Genomic DNA, 23,422 nt, shown 5'->3' on the forward strand with positions numbered 1-23,422 from the left:
TGCGCGCAGGTACCGTGTGCGCCATGGCCACCCGTACGTCCGCACCCCGTGGTGCCACCGGTCGCGGCACCGCCGCACGCACCGGCACCGGCGCGGCGCGCGCGTCCGGCCGCACCCCCGCGCGACAGGGCGGCGGACGTCCGTCGGGGCGGCAGCCTGCGGCCCCGACGCAGCGTTCGCTGCCGGTCCGCATGGTCCGCGGCGTGTGGATGGGCGGTGCCCACGTCGTCGGCGGGACGGCGCGGCGGATCGGCCGGGGCGCGCGTGACCTCGACCCCGCGCACCGGCGCGACGGGGTCGCGTTCACGCTGCTGGGCCTCGCGGTCGTCGTCGCGGCGCGTGAGTGGTGGGGGCTGTCGGGCGGTGCGGGTGAGGTCATCCACGCCGTCGTCGCCGGGACCTTCGGGGTCGTCGGTGTGGTCGTCCCGCTGCTGCTTCTCGTCACCGCCGTCCGCCTGATGCGCCATCCGGACCGTGTCGAGGCCAACGGGCGCATGGGCATCGGCGTCGCCGGGATCCTCGCCGCGGTGTGCGGCCTGGTCCACCTCGCCGAGGGCCTGCCCTCACCGCGTGACGGGTTCGAGCCCGTCAGGGCCGCGGGTGGCGTCGTCGGGTACCTCGTCGCGACGCCCCTCGAGCACCTCGTGACGGCGTGGGTCGCCGTCCCGTTGATGCTCCTGCTGGGCGTCTTCGGCCTCCTCGTGCTCACGGCGACGCCCGTGCACATGATCGGCCCGCGCCTGCGCGAGACCTACGCGCGCCTCACGGGAGCGCACCGCCGCGAGGACGCGTCGGCCGACGACGACGACGAGAGCCTCGCCGACCTTCCTACGCTGGCCGAGCAGCAGGACGTCCAGGCGCCGCGCAAGCGGCGCCTGCCCCGGCGCGCGCCGCGCGCACGTGGTGAGGACGTCACGGTCGAGCTCGGTGCCTACTCGGGTGACGAGGCCTTCGAGAGCGCCGCGGTCACCGAGGCCGCCGTCGGACCCGAGGCCACGGAGGTGCTCGAGACCGCACCGGAGACCGCGGCGACAGCCGTGGTCGAGGAAGGGACGGGGCGCGGGACGCTGCGAGCCCCGGCGACGAGCCCGGTGCCGCGCGGCGAGCAGCCCATGCTCGAGGGCGACGTCATCTACACGCTGCCGCCCGAGGAGGCCTTGGCCAAGGGCATGCCGCACAAGGTGCGCTCGGCCGTGAACGACCGCGTGGTCGAGGCGCTCACCGGTGTGCTCGAGCAGTTCGAGGTCGACGCGCAGGTGACGGGCTTCAGCCGCGGGCCCACGGTCACCCGCTACGAGCTCGAGCTCGGACCGGGCGTCAAGGTCGAGCGTGTCACGGCCCTCAGCCGCAACATCTCGTACGCCGTCGCGAGCGCGGACGTGCGGATCCTCTCGCCGATCCCGGGGAAGTCCGCGATCGGCATCGAGATCCCGAACGCGGACCGTGAGACGGTCTCGCTCGGCGACGTGCTGCGGTCGTCGGCCGCGCGCCGCAGCGAGCACCCGATGGTCATCGGTGTCGGCAAGGACGTCGAGGGCGGCTACGTCGTGGCCAACCTCGCCAAGATGCCTCACCTGCTCGTCGCAGGTGCCACGGGCGCGGGCAAGTCGAGCTTCGTGAACTCCATGATCACGTCGATCCTCATGCGCTCGACGCCCGACGAGGTACGCATGATCCTGGTCGACCCGAAGCGGGTCGAGCTCACCCTCTACGAGGGCATCCCGCACCTGATCACGCCGATCATCACCAACCCGAAGAAGGCGGCCGAGGCCCTCGAGTGGGTGGTGCGCGAGATGGAGGCGCGCTACGACGACCTCGCGATGTTCGGCTACAAGCACATCGACGACTTCAACGCCGGTGTCCGCTCGGGCAAGGTCACGCCCCTGCCGGGCAGCGAGCGGAAGATCGCGCCGTACCCGTACCTGCTGGTGATCGTCGACGAGCTCGCCGACCTGATGATGGTCGCGCCGCGCGACGTCGAGGCCTCGATCCAGCGCATCACGCAGCTGGCCCGTGCGGCGGGCATCCACCTGGTGCTCGCGACGCAGCGACCGAGCGTGGACGTCGTGACGGGTCTGATCAAGGCCAACGTCCCCTCCCGGCTCGCATTCGCCACGTCGTCGCTGACGGACTCGCGCGTGGTCCTCGACCAGCCCGGTGCGGAGAAGCTCATCGGCCAGGGTGACGCGCTCTTCCTGCCGATGGGCGCGGCCAAGCCGATGCGTGTCCAGGGCGCCTGGGTCGCGGAGAGCGAGATCCACGCCGTCGTGGAGCACGTCAAGGGCCAGCTCAAGCCGACGTACCGCGAGGACGTCACGGCGCCCGCGGTCAAGAAGCAGGTCGACGAGGACATCGGTGACGACCTCGACCTGCTGCTCCAGGCGGCCGAGCTCGTGGTCACCACGCAGTTCGGGTCGACGTCGATGCTCCAGCGCAAGCTCAGGGTCGGTTTCGCCAAGGCCGGGCGGCTCATGGACCTGCTCGAGTCGCGCGAGATCGTCGGGCCGTCGGAGGGGTCGAAGGCACGCGACGTGCTCGTGCAGCCCGACGACCTGCCCGCGACTCTCGCGATGCTGCGCGGTGAGCCGGGCACGGCACCGGAGGCGGACGACGACGAGCCGTGGGGCGAGGAGGAGCGCTGACGCCGTCCGCCCTGGTGGCCGCCACCGTGGCCGTGGTGGCCCTCGCGCTGCTCGTCGCGATCGGTCTCCGGGCCCGGCGTGCACGCGCCCGCGCGGACAGCGCTGCCGCCGGGCGTGCGCTCGCCGAGGGGAGGCTCGCGGGGGTGCTCGCCGCGGGCCGGGACGGGATCCTGGTGCACACGCGCGACGGCCACGTCACCGAGGTGAGTGCGGCCGCGGCAGAGCTCTTCGGCACCGACATGCGTTCCCTCGTCGGGACGAGGGTGGACCACCTACCCGTCCGGTGGCGCAACGACGACGGCGAGGAGGTCGTCCCGAGCTCGGTGTTCGCACCCCGGACGGCACCGGTGGCGTCCTCACCCGACGAGGCGCCGGGTGCGCCGGGGCTGGTCCTGGGGGTCGACCGCGGAGTCGGGGAGCCGCGCTGGGTCCAGGTCACGACACGACCGTTGCCCGGCGGGCCGGGCGACCCCGAGCTCGTCACCGTGCTGACGGACGTCACCGGGCCGCGCGAGGTGCGCGCCGCGCTGGCCCGTTCCGAGCGCCAGTTCCAGGCGGCGATGGAGAACGCACCCATCGGGATGGCGCTCGCCGACCCCTCGTGGCGGCTCGAGCAGGTCAACCCCGCGTTCGCCGCGCTGCTCGGCGCGGACGCCGCGTCGCTCGTCGGGCGTGACCTGTCCTCGCTCTCGCACCCCGCCGACCGCGCCCTCGAGCGGGCGCAGGTCCAGGAGATGCTCGCCGGTGCGCGACAGCGGTTCACGCTCGAGAAGCGCTACGTGCGCGCCGACGGCCAGACGGTCTGGGGCGTGCTCGACGCGGTCCTCGTGCGCAACGCGACCGGCGCGCCCGATCACGTGGTCCTCCAGCTGCGCGACGTGACCGAGTCCCGGATGCAGTCCGAGCTGCTCGCCCACCGCGCGATGCACGACTCGCTGACCGGGCTCGCCAACCGCGCGCGGATGCACGAGGTCCTCGAGCACTGCCTCGGTGAGCCCGACGCCGCCGGTCGCGTCGCCGTGCTCGCGATCGACCTGGACGAGTTCAAGCAGATCAACGACAGGTACGGTCACGCGGCCGGTGACGAGGTTCTCGTGCACGTCGCGGGCGTGCTGCGGGCCGCGACCGCCGGACGCGGCACCCCCGCACGGCTCGGGGGAGACGAGTTCGTGGTCGTGATCCGCGACCCCGACGCCGCGCGCGTCGTCTTCGAGGTCTCCGCAGGCATCCACCAGGGGCTGCGTGACCCGGTCCGGACCGAACGACGACGGCTGCCCGTGCGCGCGAGCGTCGGCATCGCCGTGGCCGACACCGCCCTGGTGCGCAGCGGGCCCATGGGCCTGCTCGCCGCCGCGGACGCCGCGCTGTACCGGGCCAAGGCCGCGGGGCGCGGGCGCAGCGAGGTCTACGACGCCTCGATGACGATGAGCGCGCCGTCGAAGCACGGCGTCGCGGCCGAGCTCGGTGAGGCGATCGAGCGCGGTCAGCTCGTGCTGCACTACCAGTCGGTGGTGGACCTCGGGACCGGCGCCGTCGTGGGCCAGGAGGCGCTCGTGCGCTGGCAGCACCCCGAGCGTGGCCTGCTGCTCCCCGGCTCGTTCCTCCCGACGGCCGAGGAGACCGGGCTCGGGGCCGCCCTGGGCGGCAACGTCATGACCCAGGCGGCGGCCTATCTCGCGCGCACGCAGGAGGCCGGCCGTTGGCTCTCGGTCAACGTCTCGGCGGACCAGCTGGGCGACGGCGAGCTCGTGGCACGCATCCTCGCGGAGGTCGAGCGCTTCCGGGTTGCGCCCGGGCGCCTCGTCGTCGAGCTGACCGAGGCGAGCCTGGGTGACTCGAGCGCACACATCCGCCACGAGCTCGGTCAGCTGCGTCAGGCCGGGGTGCCCGTGGTCCTGGACGACTTCGGTACGGGCGTGAACCCGCTCTCCTCCCTGCGCGACCTGCCCGTCACAGGCGTGAAGCTCGACATGTCCTACACCGCGGGCATCCCTGAGGACCCGGCCGCCGCGCGGGTCTCGCGCGCCCTCGGGTCGTTGGCGCGTGAGCTCGAGCTCGTGACGATCGCGAGCGGGATCGAGACCGAGGAGCAGGCGCGCGTGCTGCACGGCTGCGGGTGGCGCTTCGGCCAGGGCTGGCTGTTCGGCGCGGGGGAGTCCGAGCCTCTCGGGATCTGAGGGTGCCTGTCCGCCCCACCCCGCCCGGCGGTGCTGTCGGCCCGACCCCGCCCGGCCGTGCTGTCGGCCCGACCCCGCCCGGCCGTGCTGTCGGCCCGACCCCGCCCGGCGGTGCTGTCGGCCCGACCCCGCCCGGCCCTCTAGTGTGGGACGGTGCCCGGGACGACATCGGTGTGGAACCTCGCCAACACGGTGACGGTCGCGCGCATCGCGCTCGTGCCCCTCGTCGTCCTGGCGATCCTCGCCGACGACGGCGGGGGCGGCTGGCGCTGGGTCGCGGGGGCGCTCTTCGCCCTCGCGGCGGCGACGGACCGTCTCGACGGCTACCTCGCGCGACGGCTCGACCAGGTCACGGACTGGGGAAAGATGGTCGACCCGATCGCCGACAAGGCCCTCATCGGTGCCACGCTCGTCACGCTCTCGGCGCTCGGCGACGTGCCGTGGTGGATCACGATCGTGGTCGCCGTGCGCGAGCTCGGCATCACGGCCATGCGCTTCGCGGTCCTGAGGTACGTGGTCATCCCGGCGTCACGCGGCGGCAAGCTCAAGACCGTCCTGCAGTCCGTCGGCCTCGGCATGTTCGTCGTACCGCTCGGGACGCTGCCGGCCTTCGTCCAGGTCACCGCATGGGTCGTGCTGCTCGCCTCGGTCGTGGTGACGGTGGTGACCGGCGTCGACTACCTCCGGCGCGGCTGGGCGGTGCGCCAGGGCGTCGTGTGAACCCGCTCCTCCCGGCCCACGGAGTCACCGCCGCCGAGCGGCTCGTGGCGGCCCTCGTCGCCGGTCGGCTGACGGTCGCCGTCGCCGAGTCGCTCACGGGCGGGTCCGTCTGCGACGCCCTCGTCGCCGTCCCCGGCGCGTCGCGCTGCGTGCGCGGCGCGGTGGTGGCCTACGCGACCGACCTCAAGGCGCGGCTCCTGGGCGTCGACGCCGGCCTGCTCGCTCGCGTGGGTGCGGTCCACGCGGAGGTCGCGGCAGCGATGGCCCGCGGCGTCCGGGACGAGCTGGGTGCCGACGTGGGCCTGGCGACCACCGGCGTGGCCGGACCGGACCCGCAGGACGGTCATGAGCCAGGGACGTTCCACGTCGCGGTCTGCGGTCCCGACGGCGTCGTCGGAACGGTGACGCGTCGGCCGGGGCCCGGCGACCGACGGCTGTCCCGCGCGGACGTGCGCGCGTCGGCGCGGGACGCCGTCCTCGCGCTCGCCCTCGAACGGCTCGAGCCTGGGCCGCGCGGGTGAATTCGCGCACCTGGTCCAGGCGTCCCGGGACCGGTGGCCCTTGTGCGCCCGCGGCGCGCACTCAGCGTTCTCGCAGGCCGCGCGGCCCGCGACGGGTCGGGAGCTCGAGCCGGGAACACGCCGCGGGGACGTCGCGTTGGACGGGGTGTGACGACGAACCGGAACCGCCAGGGCATCGACCGCGACTCCGTCGGCCCCGCGGGGTACGGTAAGACCCCGACTCGCCCCCGGGTCGGGCGACCCGCCTCGGTCCTCCCGGCCGGGACGAGTGTCGTACGCAGCGCCCCGGCACCGGTCGGGTCGGCACCGGAAGGAGGTCGTCCGATGGTCGTCCTGCGACGTGAGATCGGCGACGTGCTCCGTGGTGCCCGCCAGCGCCAGGGACGGACGCTGCGCGAGGTGTCGTCCGCGGCGCGTGTCTCCCTCGGGTACCTCAGCGAGGTCGAGCGAGGCCAGAAGGAGGCCTCGTCAGAGCTGCTCGGCTCGATCTGCGAGGCGCTCGACGTCCCGCTCTCGCTCGTCCTGCGTGAGGTCAGCGACCGTGTGGCCGTGGCCGAGGGCCTCTCGATCCCGGACACGGTGCCTGCAGACCTGGCGACCTGCATGGGTGGTCGTCACGGCTGGACCGCGCGCGACGAGCTCGCCCCCGTCGGCTGAGCCGACGGCCGCACGGGCGGCACTCCACTGCGTCCCACCCGCGGCTGCTGCGCGACCTGAACCCTGCATGCGGTGCGGAGCTACTCAGTCTCGGCCGCAGGCTGCTGCTCAGGCTCCGGCTGGCACCGCGGGCACCAGAACACCGGCCGCTCCGTCGGAGGCCTCCCGGCTGTCCCCTCGCGCACGGGCGTGGCGCACCTGCGGCAGGGCCGCCCGCGGCGACCGTGCACGCGCGTGGTCGCGCCGCGCACGGTCTCTCCCGTGGCCGTCGGGCTGTCGGAGTCCACGCTGCGAAGCATGAGCACCCGGCCGGTCATCACGAGCGAGGCGAGGTCGTCGATCTCCTCGACCGGCGTCCACGGCCAGATGCGACGTGCGAACAGCGACTCAGCCATGTAGATCGTCCCGAACCCGGCCGCCCTCGTCTGGTCGAGGAGGGCCTCGGCGATGGGCGTTCGGGGGTGCTCGCGCAGGCGAGCGAGCGCCACCGGGAGCCCGCGCGCGGGGAAGTCGTCGGCCAGGACGTCCGGTCCCAGGTGGGCGATCAGGGTGGGGGCCTGCGCGGTCGCGACGAGGTCGAGCATGCCGAGGCGGTGCCCGACGGTCGTCCAGGACGGCGTCGTGAGCAGCGCACGGACCCACGGGCTGCGCGCCGCCCGCGCGGCGGCCGCGCTGCCGGTGCGCTCGAGGCGCCAGGAGCCCTCCATGCGCAGGTGGGTGTGCAGCGTGCGCCCGTCGTCGAAGTGCGTGAACAGGTGCTTGCCGTACGACTCGGTCCCGGTGACGGTGACACCGTCGAGGTGGGCCCCTGCGGCGTCCGGCCAGCGCAGCTCGGCCGCCACCACGGGCCGACCGGTCAACGCCTCGTCGAGACGGTGCGCGGTCCGGCGTAGGATGTCTCCCTCAGGCACGCCGTGTCCCCGCCTGCATCGCGATCCCGCGGCCGGGGCGTCGGTCGCGGCCGGTCATGGGCCCGTGCGCAGGCGAAGCCCGCGTGGTGTCGTGCCGAAACCCGCGGCCGTGAGCGCGGTCACGGCCGGCGAGCCGAGGACCTCGCGGTCCAACAGCTCGGCGCCGTCGACCCGCTGCACCGTCAGCCGGCCGAGGGCCCCACGCCGGGTCACGGCCGCGAGCGCCTCCGCCGCCCGCGCGAGCGGGTCGGCGCGCTCGGTGAAGGAGAGCAGGGAACGTCCGCCGCGCTCGACGTACAGGACGAGCTCGCCGTCGACGAGCACGACCACCGAGCCCGCCTTGCGCCCGGGACGATGACGTCCCGCGGGCCCGCGGTCGGGCCAGGGGAGCGCCGCTCCGTAGGGGTTGGCGGGGTCCGTCGCGGCGAGCAGGACGGCGTGGCCCGGCTCCGCCGCCGCGTCACGCGCGTCGTCCCGCAGAGCGTCGACCGCGTGCGGCAGGGCGAACTGCGATCCGCCGAGGTGCTCGACGAAGTACCCGCGTCGCACCTTGCCCGCCTGCTCGAGTGCTGCGAGCACCCGGTAGACCTGCCCGAACCGTGCCCCGACACCCTCGGCCGGGGCAACCGCGCGAGTGAGGACGCCGTGGCGGTCCAGGAGCTGGGCTGCGAGCGCGTGGGCACGCACGGTCGGGTCGGCCTCCCGCGGCGGGAGCAGGGACCAGCGTCCTCCTGCGGTCTGGTCCGCTGCCGCAGGGCGCCCGGGCCGAAGCGCGAGCCCGGTCCCCAGGCCCCGCAGCCGCGGAGGGACGCGGCGCGCACGGTGCGCGGTGCCGCCCGACCGCCCCGTCCCCGAGCCGAGGCGTGCACGGAGCGGGCCGAGGCTGTCGTTGGTCACCAGGCCTGCCCACACGAGGTCCCAGAGCGCTTCGGTCACCGCGGTGGAGGTCACGGAGGCCTGCGTGGCCGCGCCCACCGCCTGCGCGTCCGGCGCGTCGAGCCGGGGCCCGTGGCCCAGCGCCTCGCGGACCCGCTCGACCACCGCCGTCCCGAAGAACGCACCGCCGTGCGTGAGCACGTCCAGCACCGCCCGGTGCACCGGACCGTCGACGCCGTCGGGGAGGTCCCCGATGGCGGGCGGCTCGGGAAGGGTGAGGTCAGCCGTGGCCGTCGGGTGCAGGCTGATGAGCCCGTCCCTCGAGGCGAGCGAGGAGTGCCCCGCCCAGAGCACCTCGCCCGACGCCGTGAGCTCGTCCAGCATCGCGGGTGCGTAGTCGGCGACCCGGGCGGGAAGGACGAGGGTCTCGAGCGCCGACGCGGGCACGACGGCCCCCGCGAGCTGTTCGACCGCGCGCACCAGGGCATCCACGCCGCGAGGCCGGGCACGCGTGCGTGACGCGTCCTCGGACGGGCCCGCCGGGCCGGTCTCGGTGACCGCCTGCCACCGCGGCAGGAAGACGCCGAGCGCGCGCTCGTCGACCGGCTCGACCTCCGCGCGCAGGGCGGCGAGCGAGCGTCGCCGCAGGGTCCGCATCACCTCGGTGTCGCACCAGTCCTCGCCCGTGCCGCCGAGCGAGTCCGGTCGCAGCCGCCCGCGCAGGACCACGCCGCTGCGCTCGAGGCGGGCGAGCGCCTCGCCGGCCACGGCGGCCCCGAGGCCGAACCTGTGCGCGACCTGCGCCGTCGTGAACGGTCCGTGGGTACGCGCGTGCCGGCGGACGAGATCGCCCACGGGGTCGGCGACGAGCTCGGTGAAGTCCTCGGGGACACCGACCGGCAGCGCGACCCCGAGGGCGTCACGCAGCCTGCCCGCGTCCTCGACCGCAGCCCACCACGGGTCCACCGAGCTCGCGCGGACCCGGATCGCACGGCGTTCGCGGGCGAGCTCGTCGAGCATCGTGGGCACCTGCCCACGCACGTCCGCGCGGCTGCGCGCGAGGACCTCGTCGACCGTGAGGGGTCCGTGCGTCCGCAGCAGGTCCGCGAGGTCCTCACGGCCACGCGCCTGGCGCTCGGGTGCGGTGCGCATGAGCTCGGCCTCGGTCTGCTCCACCGCGCCCGGGTCGAGCAGGTCCGCGATCTGAGAGGCGCCCTCCTGACCGAGGAGCTCGGCGAGGAGGGTCGGGTCGAGCGTCAGGGCCGCGGCACGGCGCTCCGCCAACGGCGCGTCGCCCTCGTAGAGGAACTGGGCGGTGTAGCCGAAGAGGAGGGACTGCGCGAACGGCGAGGGTGCGGACGTGGTGACCTCCACCACCCGCACGCGTCCCGCGGCGACGTCGGCCATGAGGGCCGCGAGCGCCGCCACGTCGAAGTCGTCCTGCAGGCACTCGCGCGCCGCCTCGAGCAGGATGGGGAACTCGGGGTGCTCGGCCGCCACCGCGAGCAGCTGGGCCGAGCGCTGACGCTGCTGCCACAGGGGCTGGCGACGGTCCGGGCGGCGTCGTGGCAGCAGCAGGGCGCGCGCCGCCGCCTCACGGAACCGTGCGGCGAAGAGGGCCGACCCGCCGAGCTCGTCCCGCACGGCACCGAGCACCTCGTCCGGCTCGACCAGCAGGTCCGTGAGGTCGACCTCGGGCCCGGAGTCGGGCTCGACCCACCGGGCTGCGTCCTCGTCCCAGTAGCCGGCCGCGACGACGTCGGGCAGGCGCAGGACGATGCCGTCGTCGGAGTGCATCGCGGCGGCGTCGACGCCGTAGCGCTCACGCAGCCGGGCCGCGATCACGAGGGCCCACGGGGCGTGCACGCGTGCGCCGTACGGCGAGTGCACGACGATCCGCCAGTCGCCGATCTCGTCGCGGAAGCGCTCGACGACGAGGGTCGTGTCGTCCGGGACCCGGCCGGTCGCCTCGCGTTGCTCGTCGAGGTACGCGAGGAGGTTGTCGCCGGCCCAGGGGTCGAGGCCGGTGGCCCGCACGCGTGCCCTGGCCTCGTCCGCGCCGATCGTGCCGAGGCCCCGGACCCAGGCGCCGAGCGCGCGGCCGAGCTCCGCGGGACGCCCGGGTGAGTCGCCCTTCCAGAACGGCAGGCGGCCGGGCAGGCCCGGGGCGGGGGTCACCAGCACGCGGTCGGGCGTGATGTCCTCGATCCGCCACGTGCTCGAGCCGAGCGTGAACGTGTCGCCCACGCGCGACTCGTAGACCATCTCCTCGTCGAGCTCGCCCACGCGGCGCCCGCCGCGCTGCCGGGTGCCGCCCGAGCCGCCGTCGGTCGGTGCCGCGTCCTGGTCGGCACCCGTCGCCAGGAACACGCCGTAGAGGCCCCGGTCCGGGATCGTCCCGCCGCTCGTGACCGCGAGGCGCAGCGCCGAGGGTCGGCCGCTGAGCGTGCCCGTCGTGCGGTCCCACACGATGCGCGGGCGCAGCTCGGCGAAGGCCTCGCTCGGGTAGCGGCCCGCCAGCATGTCGAGCACGGCGCGCAGCGTGCCGTCTCCGAGCTCGGTGAACGGGCTCGCGCGCCGGACGAGGGTCGTGAGGTCCTCAAGGGTCCAGTCCTCGACCGCGACCATCGCCACGACCTGCTGGGCGAGCACGTCGAGGGGGTTGGCCGGGACGGACAGCTCCTCGATCTCACCCGCCCGCATGCGTGCCGCGACGACCGCGGCGGGGATGAGCTCTCCGCGGAAGGTCGGGAACACGATGCCGCGCGAGACCGCTCCGACCTGGTGCCCGGCGCGGCCGACGCGCTGGAGCCCCGAGGCCACGGAGGGCGGTGACCCGACCTGGACGACGAGGTCGACCGCACCCATGTCGATCCCGAGCTCGAGGGACGACGTCGCGACGACCGCAGGCAGGCGCCCGGCCTTGAGCTCGGACTCCGTCCGGGTGCGTTCGGCGCGGCTCATCGATCCGTGGTGGGCGCGCGCGAGGACGGTCGCGGCGTCGGCCGTCGAGACGCCTGCGGAGGTGCCCGACTGCGCGGGGACGGCCGCGGGCTGACTCGTGGCCGGGTCCGGCACGTCCTCGCCCTGTCGGAGCGCCCAGACCTCGTTGATGCGTGACGTGAGGCGTTCCGCACCGCGGCGCGAGTTCGTGAACACCAGCGTCGACCTGTGGCCCGCGACCAGGTCGACGACGCGCTCCTCGACGTGCGGCCAGATCGACGGCCGCGGCGCCGAGGACGCCGCCGGGCCGCTCAGGTCCGGCTCGGGCACCCCGCGGCCCGTGGGTGTGCCTCGTCGAGGTCCCCCGGGCGTGTCGGCAGCCTCGGTCGCGGGGTCGTCGGTCGCTGCGCCGCCTGCCAGGCCGGGGACGGGAGCCGCGCGGAGGTCGGCGAGGTCCGGCACGGGGACCACGACCTCGACCTCGACCCGCTTGGTCGAGGTGGGCTGCACGACGGTGACCCGGCGTCCGCCCTGGTCGAGCGGTCGGGCCCCGGCGAGGAACCCGGCGACGCGCTCGACCGGGCGGACCGTCGCCGAGAGCCCGACGCGCTGCGCGGGTCCCGCGTGCGCATCGAGGAGCGCGTCGAGGCGCTCGAGGCTCAGCGCGAGATGTGCACCCCGCTTGGTGCCCGCGACCGCGTGGATCTCGTCGAGGATGACCGTCCGCACGCCGACCAGTCCGTTGCGTGCACCCGAGGTGAGGACGAGGAAGAGCGACTCCGGCGTCGTGATCAGGACGTCCGGCGGACGCGTCGCGAACGCACGCCGCTCGCTCGCCGGCGTGTCGCCGGTCCGCACGCCGACCGAGACCTCGGGGAGCGTCTCGCCCCGTCGTGCCGCTGCCTGCCGGATCCCGACGAGTGGTGAGCGGAGGTTGCGCTCGACGTCGGACGCGAGCGCCTTGAGCGGCGAGACGTACAGCACCCGGCACCGCTCGACGGAGTCGTCCGGCGGCGGGGTGGTCAGGAGCCCGTCGATCGCGGACAGGAAGGCCGCGAGGGTCTTGCCCGACCCGGTGGGTGCGACGACGAGCGCGTGCTGGCCGGCACGGACCGCGTCCCACGCGCCCGCCTGCGCCGCGGTCGGCGCGTCGAACGCGGAGGCGAACCAGTCCCGCGTCGCGGGCGAGAACCCCGCCAGGGCGTCGACACCGGACGCGTCCGACGCGTCCCGGGGTGCGCGGGCGTGCGGGGGCGGGGTCACGCGGCCATTGTGTCCGGGGCCGCCGACATCTGCGCTCCGGACGCGTGGCAGGCTTGGCCGGTGCGCTACAGCGAGTTCTGGGACCTCGTCGAGGACGTCTTCGGCGCGCGCATGGGCAAGGTGCTGGTCGCGGACCAGGTGCTGGGGGCCGTCGGCGACCGCACGGCCGCCCAGGCGCTGGCCGACGGTGTCGACCCCCGCGCCGTCTGGCGTGCGCTGTGCGACGCGATGGAGGTGCCCCAGGACGAGCGCTGGGGTACCACCCGGCGGCCCCCGGGGCGCGGCCGAGGTGCTCCGGACGCGTAGGACGGCGTGTCGTCACCGCGTGCGGCTCCCTCGAACACGTGTTCGGGTACGGTGGTCCCCAGGGCACGGACGGCGCCGCACCTCCACAGCACGGGCGGTCCGGCACGGCCGTGTCGGACGGCGGGCGTAGCGTCGCGACCGTCGACGGACCGCACCGACACCGGCCGCGGACCCGCCGGACCACCTGACCCACATCGACGAAAGATCCTGCAGGCCACAGGGCACGCAGACCACAGAGCACGCAGACCACACGGGCCCACGGCGGCCCCAGAGCACCGAGGTGACGACACATGCCAGCTCCCGCGGACCGCGCCAAGGCCCTCGAGGCCGCGCTCGGCCAGATCGACCGACAGTTCGGCAAGGGCTCCGTGATGCGCCTCGGGGACGAGGGGCGCGCCCCCGTCGAGGTCATCCCCACCGGCTCGATCGCCCTCGACATCGCCCTCGGGATCGGAGGTCTGCCGCGGGGTCGCGTCATCGAGGTCTACGGACCGGAGTCGAGCGGCAAGACGACGGTCGCCCTGCACGCGGTCGCGAACGCGCAGCGCGCCGGGGGGATCGCGGCCTTCATCGATGCCGAGCACGCGCTCGACCCGGACTACGCGAAGAAGCTCGGGGTCGACACCGACGCGCTGCTGGTCTCGCAGCCCGACACCGGCGAGCAGGCGCTCGAGATCATGGACATGCTCATCCGTTCCGGTGCGATCGACATCATCGTCATCGACTCGGTCGCGGCGCTCGTCCCGAAGGCCGAGATCGAGGGCGAGATGGGGGACTCGCACGTGGGTCTGCAGGCCCGCCTGATGTCCCAGGCGCTCCGCAAGATCACGGGGGCGCTCAGCGCGTCCAACACGACCGCGATCTTCATCAACCAGCTGCGCGAGAAGATCGGTGTGTTCTTCGGCTCGCCCGAGACGACGACCGGTGGCAAGGCACTCAAGTTCTACGCCTCGGTGCGCATGGACATCCGCCGCATCGAGACCCTCAAGGAGGGCACGGAGCCGGTCGGCAACCGCACGCGTGTCAAGGTCGTCAAGAACAAGGTGGCGCCGCCGTTCAAGCAGGCCGAGTTCGACATCCTGTACGGGGTCGGCATCTCGCGCGAGGGAGGCCTCATCGACCTCGGTGTCGAGCACGGCTTCGTCCGCAAGTCCGGTGCCTGGTACACGTACGAGGGCGACCAGCTGGGGCAGGGCAAGGAGAACGCGCGCGGCTTCCTGCGCGACAACCCGGACCTCGCGGACGAGATCGAGAAGAAGATCAAGGAGAAGCTCGGCATCGGCGCCCGGGTGGACGCCCCGGCCGACGCGACCCCCGAGGTCGACTTCTGACGGGCCGGGGGCGAGCGCCCGAACCTCCTGACTCCGGTGCGGCGGCGCACGACTCCGAACCGGACCAGGAGGGCGTCGCGCGCGCCATCGCGCTCAGGCTCCTGACGGGCGCGCCGCGCAGCCGGCACCAGCTGGCCGAGGCGATGGCGCGCAAGGACGTGCCGGACGACGTCGCCGAGCGCGTGCTCGACCGGTTCACCGAGGTCGGGCTCATCGACGACGCCGAGTACGCGCGCATGCTCGTGCGGAGCCGGGGCGAGTCGCGTGGGCTCGCCCGGCGAGCGCTGGCCGCCGAGCTCCGCCGCAAGGGCGTGGGCGACGACGAGGCACAGGAGGCGCTCGCCACCGTGGACGACGAGACCGAGATCGCCAGGGCACGAGCCCTGCTCGAACGTCGGTGGCCCTCGCTCGCCCGGCTCGACCCGCAGGTGCGCGCACGGCGTGCGCTCGGGATGCTCGGCCGCAAGGGTTACCCGGCCGGTCTCGCGTCGCGGCTCGTCCGCGAGTTGGAGGCCGAGGACCCCGGATCGACGTGGGAACCTTGGGGGACCGAGGTCGAGTGACCTCGCGGGGCCGTACGCGGCCCGGGAGCGGGAGGTCGTCCGTGGTCGAGACCGCGATCGTGCTGGTGCTGCTGCTCGCGTGTCTCGTCGCGCTCGTGCTGGTGCTGCTCGCGCGCCGTGAGGCCGCCGTGACGCGACAGCAGGCGACTCAGGACGTCGCGGCGATCAAGCAGGAGGCCAGGGCGATGCTCTCGGACGCGCAGCGTCGCGAGGAGCGGATCGCCGAGCGCGAGCGCGAGCTCGCGGCCGAACGGCGCGAGGTGCGCACCCTGCACGAGGCCGCGCAGCGGCGGGCGGAGCAGGCCCAGGAGGACCGCCGCGCCGCCGCCGAGCAGCTGGGCTCGGCCGACACCGCGGTCGCCGCGCGTCTCGCGGCCATCTCCGGCCTGTCGGCCGACGAGGCGCGCGCCGAGCAGGTCCGCATCGCCACGCAGGCCGCCGAGCGTGATGCCGAGGCGTCCGTGCGCCGCATCGAGGCACGTGCACGGCGGACCGCCGAGGAGCGTGCACGCGGCATCGTCGCCAGCGCGGTGCAGCGCGTCGCCGGGCCCACCTCGTCGCAGAGCGTCGTCACGGTGGTGCGCCTGCCCGGTGAGGAGATGAAGGGCCGGATCATCGGCAAGGAGGGGCGCAACATCCGCACCTTCGAGGCGCTCACCGGTGTCAACGTGATCGTCGACGACACGGCGGACTCCGTGACGCTCTCGAGCTTCGACGCCGAGCGACGTGAGGTCGCGGCCGTCGCGCTCGAGGCGCTCATCGCGGACGGCCGCATCCATCCGCAACGTATCGAGATCGCGTACGCCGAGGCTGTCGCGGGCGCGAAGGACCGCGCAGTGGCCGCGGGTCACGAGGCTGCTGAGCGGGCGGGCGTGTACGGCCTGCACCCCGAGCTCGTCGAGGTGCTCGGCCGCTTGCGGCTGCGCACCAGCTACGGCCAGAACGTGCTCGCGCACCTCGTGGAGTCGGCGCACGTGGCCGCGGCCCTCGCGGCCGAGATCGGCGCCGACGAGGCCGTGGCCCGCCGGGCGGCCTTCCTGCACGACGTCGGCAAGGCGCTCACCGCCGAGACGGGCGGGACGCACGCCGCGGTCGGCGCCGACCTGGCCCGGCGCGTGGGCGAGAACGACGTCGTCGTCAATGCGATCGCGGCCCACCACGACGAGGTGCCGATGGAGTCGGTCGAGGCTGTCATCGTGCAGGCCGCCGACGCGTGCTCGGCCGCGCGGCCAGGGGCACGGCGTGACGAGCTCGACCAGTACATCGAGCGCATGGACACCCTCGAGGCGCTGGTCGCCGCGCACGAGGGCGTCCGGCGCGCGGTCGCGATGTCGGCGGGACGCGAGGTGCGCGTGGTGGTCGAGCCCTCGCAGGTGCCCGACACCGACATGCCGGGGCTCGCTCGTACGATCGCGCGGCACATCGAGAAGGACCTGAGCTACCCCGGCGAGATCACGGTCACCGTGATCCGCGAGCTCAGGGCCTCGGCGACGGCAGGCTGACTCACCCAGCCGTTGCGGGACGCGGCGCCCGCTAGACCCGGCTGTGGTTGCCGGCGGTCCCGGCCTGGGCCGCGAAGGTCGCGGCCGCGGTCTCCGCCTGGCCGGTGCGGGCCGTGCGCCGCTCGAGCCAGCGCGCGAACCAGGACATCGTGAGGTTGACCACGAGGTAGACGCTCGCCCCAACGACGAACAGAGCGACGAGGTAGCGCGGACCGAAGAACTGCGAGTTGTTCTGGATCGACTTCAGCAGCTCGGGGTAACCGATGATGAAGCCGAGCGACGAGTCCTTGAGCAGCACGACCAGCTGTGCGACGAGGCTCGGCATCATCGTCCGCACGGCCTGCGGCAGGAGCACCGAAGCGAGGGTCTGCGTCCGCGTCAGGCCCACGGCGTACGCCGCCTCCGCCTGCCCCTTCGGCAGCGAGGCGAGCCCGGCACGCAGGATCTCGGCAAAGATCGCCATGTTGTAGAGGACGAGGCCGAACACCACGGACTCGAACGCGCTGAGGCCGAGGGCGGTGAAGCCGAAGAACATCATCAGCAGCACCGGCAGGCCGCGGAAGAGCTCGACCACACCGACGGCCGGCGTGCGCAGCCAGCGGAAGCGGGTCGTGCGCCAGAGTGCGAGGACCAGACCGAGGAGCAGCGCGAGGGGTGCGGCGACGGCGGCGGCCCGTAGGGTCGCGCCAAGGCCTTGGATGAGCACGTTGCGCCACACTGCTGCCGCGGTCTGTTGCTTGGGCGGGTCGTAGAGGACGTCCCACCGGTCGGCGTCGAAGACGCCACGGCCCGCGGCGTACCAGACGCCGAGGGCGAGGAGCCCGAGCAGGACGACGCCGCCGACGACCGAGCCGATCCGTTCGCGACGTCGCGCTCGGGGACCTGGGGTGTCGTAGAGGACCGAGCTCATCGCGTGAACGCCGCCTTCCGCTCGGCCTGGGCGGCCATCGCGCCGAGGGAGATGGTGATGATCAGGTAGCCGAGCGCGACTCCCACGAGGATCCAGACGACGCCGCCCGGGTTGGCCGTCGTGAGGCGGCGGCCGGTCCCCATGAGCTCGACCACGCCGAAGCCCGCGGCGACCGAGGTGTTCTTGGCGAGCGCGATGAACACGTTGATCAGGGGCGGGATCACGGTGCGGAAGGCCTGCGGGAGCACGACCTGGCCAAGGGACTGGCCGAAGGTGAGCCCAATCGCGCGCGCGGCCTCGGCCTGCCCGATCCCCACGCTGTTGATCCCGGAGCGGATCGCCTCGCACACGAACGCCGCCGTGTAGAGGGTCAGGGCTACGACCGCGAAGCTGAAGAAGTCGAACGGCAGCCGCACACCGAATTGCGGTGTCACGAGGATGATGAAGAAGAACACCAGCGTGAGCGGTGTGTTCCGCAGCAGCTCGACGTACCCGGCCGCGAGCAGGCGCAACGGGCGCAACGGCGCCACCCGCATCGCTGCGAGCAGGAGCCCGAGGCCCATCGCGAGCGCACCTGAGATCAGGGTGAGCTGGAGCGTCACCAGGAACCCCTGGGCGTAGAGGGGGAGGTTGTCCCCGATCACGTCCACCGTCGTCGGTCTCCTTCAGCCGTGGACCGGCGGGGTCCCGGGGAGCGCGTCCCCGGGACCCCGCCGTCCGTGTCGTGCCGTGCGGGTCGGTCGCTCAGTAGCGGTCGACGGCCGGCGGCTCGGGCGTCGGCAGCACGGTGCCCGCCGTCGACTCCCAGGCCTCGGTCCAGCTGCCGTCCTCGTAGATCTCCTCGAGCACGTCGTTGATCCAGTCCCGGAACTCGTCGTCGTCCTTCGCGAGCCCGATGCCGTAGGGCTCCTCGGTGAACGGCTCGCCGCGCACCTCGAGCTCGGGGTCGTCGGCCGCGAAGCCGGCGAGGATCACGTTGTCGGTCGAGATCGCGTCGACCTGCCCGTTCTTGAGCGGCTCGAGGCAGTCGGAGTACGCACCGAACGGCGTGACCTCGACCTCGGGGAAGTTCTCGACCAGGTTCTGCTCGGGCGTCGAGCCCGAGACCGTGCACACGTTCTTGCCGTCCAGGTCGTCCGGGCCCTGGATGTCCTCGTTGGAGGCCAGCGTCAGGATCGACTGCCCGGCCTCGTAGTACGGGCCGGCGAAGGAGATGAGCTCCTTGCGGTCGTCGTTGATCGTGTAGGTCGCGACCACGATGTCCACCGTGCCGTTCTCGATGAACGTCTCGCGGTTGGCCGAGACGGTCTCGACCCACTCGATGCCGTCGTCGTCGATGCCCAGGCGCTCGGCGATCAGGCGGCCGATCTCGACGTCGAAGCCCACGGGCACGCCGTCGGGGCCGACGAGGCCGAAAAGGGGCTGGTCGAACTTGGTGCCGATCGTGATGGACCCCGCCTCGGCGAGCTCGGCCATCGTCGAGCCCTCGGGGAAGTCTGCGACGTCCATGTCCTCCGCGTCGCCGTCGGCGCCGGCGTCCGGCTCCTCGGCGTCGCTGCTGCAGGCGGCCAGTGCCAGGGTCGTCGCGGCGATGAGCGCGACGGCTCCTCTCCTCCGTGTACGCATGGGCTGTCCTTCCGTGTCGTGCCCCGCCCAGTGGAGCGGGTGCAGGTCGTGCGGTGCGGTCGGTTGCGGTGCCTCCGGATGGTGCCCGGCGGCACGCGTCGTCAGTGCGTCAGGATCTTGGAGAGGAAGTCCTTGGCCCGGTCGCTGCGAGGGGCCGTGAAGAACGTCTCGGGCTCGGCCTCCTCGACCACCTGGCCGCCGTCCATGAAGACGACCCGGTGGGCGGCCCGGCGCGCGAAGCCCATCTCGTGCGTGACCACGATCATCGTCATGCCCTCCTGGGCGAGCGAGACCATCACGTCGAGCACCTCGTTGATCATCTCCGGGTCGAGCGCCGACGTCGGCTCGTCGAACAGCATGACCTTGGGACGCATCGCGAGCGCCCGCGCGATCGCGACGCGCTGCTGCTGACCGCCCGAGAGCTGCGCGGGCAGCTTGTTCGCCTGGTTCGCCACGCCGACGCGCTCGAGCAGCTCGAGGGCGTGCGCACGCGCCTCGGCCCGCTTGACCCCCTTGGCCTTGATCGGGCCGAGCGTGACGTTCTCGAGCACGGTCTTGTGCGCGAAGAGGTTGAACGACTGGAACACCATGCCGACGTCGGCGCGCAGCCGTGCGAGCGCCTTGCCCTCGGCGGGCAGGGGGACGCCGTCGATCGAGATGCTCCCGTCGTCGATCGTCTCGAGGCGGTTGATCGCCCGGCACAGCGTCGACTTGCCCGAGCCCGAGGGCCCGATGATCACGACGACCTCGCCCCGGTGGACCGTCAGGTCGATGTCCTGCAGCACGTGCAGCTGGCCGAAGTGCTTGTTGACCTTCTCGAGCACGACGAGGGGCTCACCGAGCGACGAGGGCGGGGCGTCAGGACGGGGGGCGACGTCGTGGGTCATCTGCTGAACCTAGAGGGACCCGGACGCGTGCTGCCAGTGGGGGTGGTCACATTCCGGCAACGACGCGGGGGTGCGACGTCGGTCGGTGCACCGCCGCCCACGTACCCTGGGACGTGATGTCGACGACCACCAGCACCTCTGTGAGCGCCCCCGTGCCCGCGGTCGAGAGCCGTGCGCAGCCCGCTCGCACCTACGTCGTGCGCACGCTCGGCTGCCAGATGAACGTCCACGACTCCGAGCACATGGCCGGGATGCTCGAGGCGGCCGGCTACGTGCCCGCCGCGCCCGACGAGGCTGCGGCCTCGCGGGCCGACGTCGTCGTCATCAACACCTGCGCGGTCCGCGAGAACGCCGCGAGCCGGCTCTACGGCAACCTGGGGCAGCTCGCCGCGGTCAAGAGCGCCAGGCCCGGCATGCAGATCGCCGTCGGCGGCTGCCTCGCGCAGAAGGACCGCAGCGGCATCGTCGACCGCGCGCCCTGGGTGGACGTCGTGTTCGGCACGCACAACCTCGACGCGCTGCCCGTGCTCCTCGAGCGGGCACGGCACAACGCCGAGGCCCAGGTCGAGATCGCCGAGTCCCTCCAGGTGTTCCCCTCGACGCTGCCCACGCGCCGCGAGTCGGTGTACGCGGGGTGGGTGTCGATCAGCGTGGGCTGCAACAACACGTGCACCTTCTGCATCGTGCCGCACCTGCGCGGCAAGGAGCGGGACCGGCGGCCGGGCGAGGTTCTCGCCGAGGTCGAGGCGCTCGTCGCGCAGGGGGCCGTCGAGGTCACCCTGCTGGGGCAGAACGTCAACAGCTACGGGGTCGAGTTCGGCGACCGTGCCGCGTTCGCCAAGCTGCTGCGCGCCGTCGGGGCGGTGCCCGGTCTCGAGCGCGTGCGCTTCACGTCGCCGCACCCCGCCGCGTTCTCCGACGACGTGATCGCCGCGATGGCCGAGACCCCGACGGTGATGCCGCAGCTCCACATGCCCCTGCAGTCCGGCTCGGACCGCGTGCTGCGCGCCATGCGGCGCTCGTACCGCTCCGAGCGGTTCCTCGGGATCCTCGAGCGCGTGCGCGCGGCGATCCCGGACGCGGCCATCACCACGGACGTCATCGTCGGCTTCCCGGGCGAGACCGAGGAGGACTTCGCCGAGACCTTGCGCGTGGTCGAGGCCGCACGCTTCAGCTCCGCGTTCACGTTCCAGTACTCGCCCCGCCCCGGTACCCCGGCGGCCGACGTGCCCGACCAGCTCCCGAAGGACGTCGTCCAGGAGCGCTACGAGCGGCTCGTCGCCCTCCAGGAGCGCATCTCGGCCGAGGAGAGCGCACGTCAGGTGGGCCGTACCGTCGAGGTGCTCGTGGCCGAGCACGAGGGTCGCAAGGACGGCGCGACGCGACGGCTCACGGGCCGGGCGCCCGACAACCGCCTGGTCCACCTCGCCGAGCCGGCCGGTGTGGCCGCGGACGTCGATCGCAGCGCCGAAGGACTGCCCGATGACGTCGCCCGGCCCGGTGACCTGGTACGCGTCGAGGTCACGGCCTCGGGGCCGCACCACCTGGTCGCGGACTCCGGTGCGCTCGGGGGCACCTTCGAGGTGCGTCGCACGCGCTCGGGCGACGCGTGGGCCCGACGCGAGCGCGCGCGCCGTGGTGGCGGCGACGACCACGCCCACGGTGCCACCCCGGCCGGGGGTCCCGTGCTGCTGGGACTGCCCACCCGGCGCTGACCGTCAGGCGCGCTCGGGTCACACCGCGCGCGGCCCGTCGTCGGGCACGAGCCCCGCGAGCGCGGCGAAGAACTGCACGCCCGTGCCGAGCCCGCACGCGACGAGCTGGGCGAGCTGCGCGTCGGTCGCCCCGTGCTCGAGATCGGTCGAGACCTCGGTGTAGACGGCCGTGCCGTCCTCCTCGTCGCGCAGGTAGACCTTGGGCCAGATGCGCTCGCGGTTCCAGTCGTTCACGGCGAGGAGGGCCGCGCGTCGCCGTCCCGGGTCGAGCGTGCGACGCCAGCGCCCGCGGACCTGGAGGATCTCGGCCTCGCGCCCGAGGAGCATGAACCAGAAGCGGTCACCGTCCCAGGTGCCGGTCAGGTCGCCGTCGCCGTCGCGGCGCACGGCGTAGCCGAGGCCGCGCAGGTGGGCCTCGACCCGCTCCGTCGTGACGGGTGTCGCCCGCTGCGGCGGGGCCTCGGGGGTCGCGGGACGTCTCATGGTGCGGTCGCCGCCGGGTCGGGGTAGCGCTCGGCGAGCATGTCGAAGAACGTCGCCGCGGAGCCGAGGCCGCACTCGAGCAGGAGGCCCAGCTGGGCATCGGTGGCGCCGTGCTCGAGGTCGGTCGCGACCTCGCAGGTCAGGTGCACCAGCCCGTCGTCGCGCACCCGCGCGTACGCCTTGGGCCAGATGCGGTCGGTGTTCCAGGCGTTGCACAGCTCGAGCACCTCGGGGAGGCGCTCGAGGGCGACCTCCCGGTTCCACTGACCGCGCACCTGGAGGATCTCCTGCTCGTCCCCGAAGAGGAAGAAGTAGAACAGGCGCCCGCGCCAGAGCCCGCCCAGGTCGCCGTCGTCGTCCACGAACCACGTGAAGCCCTGGTCGGTCAGCCACGCCCCGATCCGCTCGGTGGTCACGCGGCTCGGGACGTCCGGGTCCGGGCGCTGCGGGGGAGCGGTCCGTGCGGGTGCCCCGAGGAGGCCTGCGAGCGGGCGGCCGGAGCTCGGTGCGACGTCGCGTACCCGGCGCACCCACGAGAGGAAGCCCATCGGGGCACCTTACCTCCGCCACGGGGGCCCGACGGCGCCCGGTCGGGTGGTGCGGGCCGGCCCGCCGTGCGCGGTAGCGTCGACGCGTGCTCCGCGCTGCCGCCCTGGTCCCCGAGACGGTGCTCCTCGTCCCCGGCGCAGCTGGGCGCGCGGACGTGCTCGAGGCCGAGCGCGCGGCCGCGCTCGAGGCGGTCGGCCGGGTGGTGGCCGCGGGACCGTCGCGTCTCGTCGTCGTCGCACCGGGGCGGCGGTCCGCGGTGCACCAGGGCGCGCTCGTCCCCACCCTCGGGGGTGCCGGCCTCGCCGACGACTCCCTCGACTGGCGCGTCGCGTCGGACCCGGCCGGGCCCGACGGCGCGGTGGTCGTCAACGAGGTCGCGGGTGCGGTCGGTCTGCTGCTCGCCCGGCGCGCGGGCTGGACGAGCGAGGTGACCGTGCTGGTCGTCCCGCCCGACGACGCCGCGGCGGCGCGCTCGCGCGGCGCGACGCTCGCGCAGGACGACGTCGGTCTGGTCGTCACGGGTTCGCTCAGTGCGCGGCACGGTCCGCAGGCCCCGCTCGCCGACGACCCGGAGGCTCCGGACGTGGACGCGTGGCTCGTCGAGGAGCTCGGTCGGGGGGAGGCCGGGCTGAGCCGGGCCGCGGACCTGCCGGCCGAGCGCGCGGTGACGCTCGCGATCAGCGCCTGGGCGCCGCTGCAGGTGCTCGCGGGCGCGGCCGGTGAGGGTGGCGACCATCACACCCGGCCCGACGGCGTCCTGCGCGGCGACGTGCTCCACACCTCGGTCGTGCACGGCGCGTGCTACGTGAGTGCGGCGTGGGTGCGCGGGTGAGCGGCGAC

At 73.9% G+C, this 23,422-nt stretch carries 18 protein-coding genes and 1 pseudogene; 11 read left to right on the top strand and 8 right to left on the bottom strand.

The features are described 5' to 3' along the window. The first annotated feature begins 23 nt into the window (after positions 1 to 23). From GXB85_RS13885 to GXB85_RS13905, 5 genes are all read left to right on the top strand, one after another. Positions 24 to 2,642, top strand: a complete 2,619-nt coding sequence (locus GXB85_RS13885; RefSeq protein ID WP_161918258.1) for a DNA translocase FtsK — start codon at positions 24 to 26, stop codon at positions 2,640 to 2,642. Further along, a complete protein-coding gene (locus GXB85_RS13890; RefSeq protein WP_161918259.1) occupies positions 2,621 to 4,819 on the top strand; it encodes an EAL domain-containing protein in 2,199 nt (732 codons plus the stop codon). Before GXB85_RS13885 ends, GXB85_RS13890 begins: the two co-directional genes overlap by 22 nt. Before the next feature lie 153 nt (positions 4,820 to 4,972). After that, positions 4,973 to 5,539 carry a CDP-diacylglycerol--glycerol-3-phosphate 3-phosphatidyltransferase gene (pgsA, locus tag GXB85_RS13895; RefSeq protein ID WP_161918260.1) on the top strand — a complete coding sequence of 189 codons (567 nt, stop codon included), beginning with the start codon at positions 4,973 to 4,975 and terminating at the stop codon, positions 5,537 to 5,539. Then, positions 5,536 to 6,060, top strand: a complete 525-nt coding sequence (locus GXB85_RS13900) for a CinA family protein (protein WP_370524247.1) — start codon at positions 5,536 to 5,538, stop codon at positions 6,058 to 6,060. The genes pgsA and GXB85_RS13900 overlap by 4 nt, the downstream gene beginning before the upstream one ends. 324 nt (positions 6,061 to 6,384) lie before the next feature. Further along, complete coding sequence (locus tag GXB85_RS13905; RefSeq protein WP_161918262.1) at positions 6,385 to 6,717, top strand: helix-turn-helix domain-containing protein; 333 nt, start codon at positions 6,385 to 6,387, stop codon at positions 6,715 to 6,717. 80 nt (positions 6,718 to 6,797) lie between these two features. Here GXB85_RS13905 and GXB85_RS13910 read toward each other — a convergent pair whose 3' ends face one another. Further along, on the bottom strand, positions 6,798 to 7,628 hold the full coding sequence (locus tag GXB85_RS13910) for a DNA-formamidopyrimidine glycosylase family protein (protein ID WP_161918263.1): 831 nt from the start codon (positions 7,626 to 7,628) through the stop codon (positions 6,798 to 6,800). A gap of 54 nt (positions 7,629 to 7,682) precedes the next feature. Then, complete coding sequence (locus GXB85_RS13915) at positions 7,683 to 12,710, bottom strand: DEAD/DEAH box helicase (protein WP_370524248.1); 5,028 nt, start codon at positions 12,708 to 12,710, stop codon at positions 7,683 to 7,685. Positions 12,711 to 12,770: 60 nt separating this feature from the next. Between GXB85_RS13915 and GXB85_RS18340 the strand changes: the two genes are divergently transcribed. The 4 genes and pseudogenes from GXB85_RS18340 to rny all read left to right on the top strand — a co-directional run bounded on the left by GXB85_RS18340 (position 12,771) and on the right by rny (position 16,412). Continuing rightward, positions 12,771 to 13,016: a DUF3046 domain-containing protein gene (locus GXB85_RS18340; RefSeq protein WP_161918264.1), complete on the top strand. Its 246-nt coding sequence runs from the start codon at positions 12,771 to 12,773 to the stop codon at positions 13,014 to 13,016. A 290-nt stretch (positions 13,017 to 13,306) separates the two neighbouring features. Beyond that, positions 13,307 to 14,320: pseudogene (gene recA / locus GXB85_RS13925) on the top strand (recombinase RecA); the annotation flags it as partial. A 170-nt stretch (positions 14,321 to 14,490) separates the two neighbouring features. Continuing rightward, complete coding sequence (locus GXB85_RS13930) at positions 14,491 to 14,910, top strand: regulatory protein RecX (protein ID WP_370524249.1); 420 nt, start codon at positions 14,491 to 14,493, stop codon at positions 14,908 to 14,910. Between the two features lie 41 nt (positions 14,911 to 14,951). Beyond that, positions 14,952 to 16,412 carry a ribonuclease Y gene (rny, locus tag GXB85_RS13935; protein WP_161918266.1) on the top strand — a complete coding sequence of 487 codons (1,461 nt, stop codon included), beginning with the start codon at positions 14,952 to 14,954 and terminating at the stop codon, positions 16,410 to 16,412. Positions 16,413 to 16,443: 31 nt separating this feature from the next. Here the strand turns inward: rny and GXB85_RS13940 are convergent, their stop codons facing one another. From GXB85_RS13940 to GXB85_RS13955, 4 genes are all read right to left on the bottom strand, one after another. Next, a complete protein-coding gene (locus GXB85_RS13940; RefSeq protein WP_161918267.1) occupies positions 16,444 to 17,322 on the bottom strand; it encodes an amino acid ABC transporter permease in 879 nt (292 codons plus the stop codon). Continuing rightward, complete coding sequence (locus GXB85_RS13945; RefSeq protein ID WP_161918268.1) at positions 17,319 to 17,972, bottom strand: amino acid ABC transporter permease; 654 nt, start codon at positions 17,970 to 17,972, stop codon at positions 17,319 to 17,321. The genes GXB85_RS13940 and GXB85_RS13945 overlap by 4 nt, the downstream gene beginning before the upstream one ends. A 94-nt stretch (positions 17,973 to 18,066) precedes the next feature. Then, the gene (locus tag GXB85_RS13950) at positions 18,067 to 18,948 is read right to left on the bottom strand and encodes a glutamate ABC transporter substrate-binding protein (RefSeq protein WP_161918269.1); all 882 of its coding nucleotides are present in this window, start codon (positions 18,946 to 18,948) and stop codon (positions 18,067 to 18,069) included. A 101-nt stretch (positions 18,949 to 19,049) separates the two neighbouring features. Then, entirely contained in the window at positions 19,050 to 19,835 is a 786-nt protein-coding gene (locus GXB85_RS13955) for an amino acid ABC transporter ATP-binding protein (protein WP_161918270.1), read from the bottom strand. A 116-nt stretch (positions 19,836 to 19,951) separates the two neighbouring features. Here GXB85_RS13955 and miaB point away from each other — a divergent pair, with 116 nt between their 5' ends. Continuing rightward, positions 19,952 to 21,550 (top strand): tRNA (N6-isopentenyl adenosine(37)-C2)-methylthiotransferase MiaB, encoded by a 1,599-nt coding sequence (miaB, locus tag GXB85_RS13960; protein ID WP_161918271.1) that lies wholly within the window; start codon positions 19,952 to 19,954, stop codon positions 21,548 to 21,550. 18 nt (positions 21,551 to 21,568) lie between these two features. Here miaB and GXB85_RS13965 read toward each other — a convergent pair whose 3' ends face one another. After that, positions 21,569 to 22,033 (bottom strand): YbjN domain-containing protein, encoded by a 465-nt coding sequence (locus GXB85_RS13965; protein WP_161918272.1) that lies wholly within the window; start codon positions 22,031 to 22,033, stop codon positions 21,569 to 21,571. Then, a complete protein-coding gene (locus tag GXB85_RS13970; protein ID WP_161918273.1) occupies positions 22,030 to 22,581 on the bottom strand; it encodes a YbjN domain-containing protein in 552 nt (183 codons plus the stop codon). The genes GXB85_RS13965 and GXB85_RS13970 overlap by 4 nt, the downstream gene beginning before the upstream one ends. Positions 22,582 to 22,667: 86 nt before the next feature. Here GXB85_RS13970 and GXB85_RS13975 point away from each other — a divergent pair, with 86 nt between their 5' ends. Then, the gene (locus tag GXB85_RS13975; protein WP_161918274.1) at positions 22,668 to 23,414 is read left to right on the top strand and encodes a hypothetical protein; all 747 of its coding nucleotides are present in this window, start codon (positions 22,668 to 22,670) and stop codon (positions 23,412 to 23,414) included. Positions 23,415 to 23,422: the final 8 nt, after the last annotated feature.

Origin of the sequence: Cellulomonas sp. APG4 (assembly GCF_009996735.1) — a bacterium.
Taxonomy (GTDB): Bacteria; Actinomycetota; Actinomycetes; order Actinomycetales; family Cellulomonadaceae; genus Actinotalea.